Origin of the sequence: Candidatus Liberibacter sp., assembly GCF_014048425.1 — a bacterium.
Lineage (GTDB): Bacteria > Pseudomonadota > Alphaproteobacteria > Rhizobiales > Rhizobiaceae > Liberibacter.
Map to the genome: position 1 here is coordinate 1 of NZ_JACETX010000066.1, position 3,734 is coordinate 3,734.

The following is a 3,734-nucleotide window of genomic DNA, read 5'->3' on the forward strand; positions in this document are numbered from 1 at the left end:
ATTGTTTTCAATAAATCCCATGAATACTGCAGGTGAGTTTTTGTAGGAGGCAAGAAAGCTCTCAGGGGGGAAAGGGGGGAAGGGCTTTATCATCAGAAGAAAATATGAGGTAGAATTGCTTTTGAAAGGTGCGAAGTAGACATGTAGACAACGCTGTAGAATCCCTGATTCGAGTCGCATGTAGATTAATTTATTGAATATAAATCATATTCTTGTATTTTTAATCAATATAGGGAATGTTGTTGTTTTTGGCTATTTCAGTTTATTGTTTGAAGTTATATCCACTACCGATTGCAATATGAAGATCGATATAGCTCTTTGCCAATTGTCGTTTAGCTGCTGCAAGATTAATCTCTTCCGCAGAAATATCATGTTGTGCATTCGCAACTTCAAGTAAGGAAGATGCTCCTTCTTGATAACTAGACATTGATAGTGAAAGAGCCTTTTTGTAGTTGTTAACTTGAGTTTGCATTGCTATTACAGTTTTTTTATCTTCGTATACGGATACAAGAGAGTTTTCGACTTGGTTTATTGCATTAAGAACATTTTCTCTCCAGGCAAGATACCGTTCGTATGCATGAGATTCGGCAATATGTACATTTGCTTTGGTTTTTCCTCTTGTCAAAAGTGATAACTGTAATTTGGGACCAAATACCCATTGTTTATTATCAAATGTCCAGTTTTTATCTCTTACATGAGAATAATCAATGAAGCCGTTTAATGAAATTGAGGGGTATAGATCCGCTTTTGCTATGCCTATTTTAGCTACAGCATCTGCAAGTTGTCTCTCGTTATGGCGGACATCTGGTCTATTCCGAATCATATCGGCTGTAATGATAATGTTAGGTATCGTAGATAAGTTCGGTTGGCGGAGATTGTTTTTCTTTTGCATGTAGCTTAAAATATTTTTTGCTGGGCTATCAATAATTTTCGATATACTATGGACAGCGGTGAGGAAGCTTTTCTCAAGATTGGGTATTTCAGATTTAATTGTGTTAACTAATGTTTCTGCTTTTATAACGTCTAATTTTGATGCAGCTCCTGCTGAAAACTTAAGGCGGATTAAATCTAGATTTTGTTTGCGTACAGTTAAGATTTTGCGGGCTATGTGTATTCTTTCCTGAAAATAACGTGCGTCTATATATGCAGGCAACAAGCTAGAGATTATGGTGAGTTTTGCCATGTCTGCTACAGCATGTATGCTGCCAATATTTGCTTGGACACTTTCTAGGATACGGTTGTTGCGTCCGAATAGATCTATCATCCAAGAAGCTTCTAATTTTCCCACTCCTTCGGGGAGTTTATTTGATTGTGATGTCATCTCACTTGATATCGATGTTTGCAATGACGGCAGATAATTAGATTTTGCAACTATGAGTTGTTCTTTTGCGGAATTTATACGTTCTATAGCTTGGAGTATTGTGAGGTTTTGTTTTAATGAAATTTCAACAAGTTGGTTGAGTTGGGTATCATTAAAGGCTTTCCACCATGCTATTTTGGTTATATCTTTATTAGGATTGTTATTATTCAGCGTTGTTTTGGAAATCTGTCTAGGAAATTGTATCGTGGGTTCAATATATTCAGGACCAACCGCACATCCCGATAAGATAATGGCAAGGATCGCAGGTGTTTTGCGTATATAAGTCATCATGACCGTGAACTTTCATTCAGAGCAGAAAAGATGGAAATAACAAGAGCCAAAAGTATTGTTGTAAATTCGATATAACTAGATCGTTTTCCTAGTTGAAATGTATAGCTCTTCTTCTATGATAGTTAATTGCTCAGGATATTGTATAATATAATTGGGCATATTTGGTTTTAATAAGGCTTTTTAAAGGAAAAGTATCTCACTTTTGATAGGGAATCAAGAAGGATATTTTTCGTGGGATTCTCTCAAAAACATAAAACGATATTTTTATGACTTGCTTTCCTGGGCAATGGTGCAATCATCTTTATTCCACCAATCAAAATTTGAGGATTACTCTTCAAGTGTAAATGAGATGAAAAATATAGGTGTTTTTATAAAAGCAATATTGCATAATCAACGATCTGTATATTTAAGATTCATGGGAATGGTTAAGGTATAATTTTAAGGTATCCATTGTTTTTAAGGTTATGATCTGCCTTAGGAAATCTGGGTATAATTGTTCAAGTTATATTCTGCCTCAAGGAATCCAAGTATAGCAGAGAATACTCCATGTATTGATAACGATATGAAGGATCATTCCTCGGGTGTCGATTTTTTGGAACAAATAGATCTTTCTTGTTATTGGTCTGAAATTGGCGTTAGCATATGGTATAGCTGATGTATTTTAATTCTTCTGGTTTTGCGGTTTTTAAATCATTCTAAAGCGATGGCAGAACTCAAATTTTTCAATGATTTTATCAAGGGTATTTTATGCGGAATGCGGTATTTCCAGATTCCAAATACCGTTATAATTCATGATAACAGCACGATTTTTATAAAAATCCAAAGCGCAAGCACCACACATTATTGGCATTGATCAAAAGAAGGAAAATTCTGTGACCAAAGGCTTATCAGCATAAAACAATAATAGCTTTTGAACGAGCGATATTCCGCCAGTCATGGCAAGAGACTGAAATAGGACTACCATTACTGCTAAAGATGCGGGATAACTTTATATCAAAGTGTTAAAGTAAAATTCTGTGATTTAGAAATTTTCTATGTATTTATATAAATTCTTATAGATCCGATTCAGTGGAGAAGATTCAGAATCGTCGGGAGAAAATTTCAGACCGGTTATTTTTTCATAAGCTGTTTTATAGGTTTGTGATACGCGAAGAACGAAATCTTCGGAAATAACAGGGATATCATCTTTATAAGGATCACAGCGTTTTAGGATCCAATTGCGGACAAAATCTTTATCTAATCCAGAAGGAGAAGTGTTTTTTTCTAGGGATATATGATAGTTTTCTATTTCCCAATAGCGACTAGAATCAGACGTATGTATCTCGTCGGCTAATACGATATTTTCCTTTTGATCTAGTCCAAATTCGTACTTGCTATCAACAAGTACTAAATTACGTTTTGATACCAAGTGACATCCACGTTTAAAGAGGGCAAGGGCATAAGAAGAAACGGTGTCCCACTGCTGTTGGGTCATGAGTCCTTTTTGAATAATCTCAGATGCAGATATAGGTTGATCGTGGTTTGGACCCATGGATTTAGTTGTTGGGGTTATGATAGGGAAAGGTAGCTTTTGATTGTCATACATACCATCAGGTAATTGGTGTCCGTATATTTTTCGGCATCCTTTTTTATAAAGTGTAAGGAGAGAGGTATTGGTATTACCTGCTAGATAACCACGTACAATGAATTCTATAGGAAAAATTTTCAGTTGTCTTCCTATTAAAACATTAGGATCTGGATAATCAAGAGAATGATTTTCACAAATATCTTCTGTATTTTTAAACCAGTATTGTGTCATCTGATTTAATACTTGTCCCTTGTAGGGGATGCAGGCAATAGCGCGATCAAAGGCACTGAGTCTATCTGTCGATATGGTGATGCGAGTACCATTTTTTAGTGCGTAATTTTCTCGCACTTTACCAGAATAGAAATTCGGCAATTCAGGGATATAAGCTTTAGAGAGGATTCTCACTTTTAATAACCTTCAAGGATACATAATCATCAATAATGATTGCGCACGCGGCGAATTTTATTTTCGTTGGATATAATTTTTAAGGCCTAGAGTCAAATTTTGTAGATTTAT

General features: G+C 35.4%; 2 protein-coding genes. Both read right to left on the bottom strand.

The annotated features are described in order from the left end of the window. Positions 1-262: 262 nt before the first annotated feature. Complete coding sequence (locus H0G72_RS05615) at positions 263-1,651, bottom strand: efflux transporter outer membrane subunit (protein WP_182017792.1); 1,389 nt, start codon at positions 1,649-1,651, stop codon at positions 263-265. Positions 1,652-2,672: 1,021 nt separating this feature from the next. Further along, positions 2,673-3,623 carry a phosphoribosylaminoimidazolesuccinocarboxamide synthase gene (locus H0G72_RS05620; RefSeq protein ID WP_182017793.1) on the bottom strand — a complete coding sequence of 317 codons (951 nt, stop codon included), beginning with the start codon at positions 3,621-3,623 and terminating at the stop codon, positions 2,673-2,675. Positions 3,624-3,734: the final 111 nt, after the last annotated feature.